Here is a 1,327-nt window from a genome sequence, read left to right as displayed (position 1 = left end):
AGGCTTAGCTTCCGGGTTCGGAATGTAACCGGGCGTTTCCCTCACGCTATGACCACCGAAACACGGTGAAACACATATCAACCGCACCACACCCGGTGGCCCCGGGCATGGGGTTGTTCGTGGTTTCAGAACCAACACAGTGGACGCGAGCAACTGAGGACAAGCCCTCGGCCTATTAGTACCAGTCACCTCCACCCGTTACCGGGCTTCCAGATCTGGCCTATCAACCCAGTCGTCTACTGGGAGCCTTACCCCATCTAGTGGGTGGGAACACTCATCTCGAAGCAGGCTTCCCGCTTAGATGCTTTCAGCGGTTATCCCTCCCGAACGTAGCCAACCAGCCATGCCCTTGGCAGGACAACTGGCACACCAGAGGTTCGTCCGTCCCGGTCCTCTCGTACTAGGGACAGCCCTTCTCAATGTTCCTGCGCGCGCAGCGGATAGGGACCGAACTGTCTCACGACGTTCTAAACCCAGCTCGCGTACCGCTTTAATGGGCGAACAGCCCAACCCTTGGGACCGACTCCAGCCCCAGGATGCGACGAGCCGACATCGAGGTGCCAAACCATCCCGTCGATATGGACTCTTGGGGAAGATCAGCCTGTTATCCCCGGGGTACCTTTTATCCGTTGAGCGACGGCGCTTCCACAAGCCACCGCCGGATCACTAGTCCCGACTTTCGTCCCTGCTCGACCCGTCGGTCTCACAGTCAAGCTCCCTTGTGCACTTACACTCAACACCTGATTGCCAACCAGGCTGAGGGAACCTTTGGGCGCCTCCGTTACTCTTTAGGAGGCAACCGCCCCAGTTAAACTACCCATCAGACACTGTCCCTGATCCGGATCACGGACCCAGGTTAGACATCCAGCACGACCAGACTGGTATTTCAACGACGACTCCACAGACACTGGCGTGCCCACTTCACAGTCTCCCAGCTATCCTACACAAGCCGAACCGAACACCAATATCAAACTATAGTAAAGGTCCCGGGGTCTTTCCGTCCTGCTGCGCGAAACGAGCATCTTTACTCGTAGTGCAATTTCACCGGGCCTATGGTTGAGACAGTCGAGAAGTCGTTACGCCATTCGTGCAGGTCGGAACTTACCCGACAAGGAATTTCGCTACCTTAGGATGGTTATAGTTACCACCGCCGTTTACTGGCGCTTAAGTTCTCAGCTTCGCCACACCGAAATGTGACTAACCGGTCCCCTTAACGTTCCAGCACCGGGCAGGCGTCAGTCCGTATACATCGCCTTACGGCTTCGCACGGACCTGTGTTTTTAGTAAACAGTCGCTTCTCGCTGGTCTCTGCGGCCACCCCCAGCTC

The 1,327-nt window shown here is 56.6% G+C and carries 2 rRNA genes; both read right to left on the bottom strand.

Annotation, left to right across the window (positions count from 1 at the left end):
- Window positions 1-60: ribosomal RNA gene (gene rrf, locus PV734_RS45675) — 5S ribosomal RNA — on the bottom strand; the annotation flags it as partial.
- A gap of 95 nt (window positions 61-155) precedes the next feature.
- Window positions 156-1,327 (bottom strand): 23S ribosomal RNA (locus PV734_RS45670); the annotation flags it as partial.

This window comes from Streptomyces sp. AK08-02, from assembly GCF_033795085.1.
Classification (GTDB): Bacteria; Actinomycetota; Actinomycetes; order Streptomycetales; family Streptomycetaceae; genus Streptomyces; species Streptomyces echiniscabiei.
This window is presented reverse-complemented; position numbering and strand designations above follow the sequence as displayed.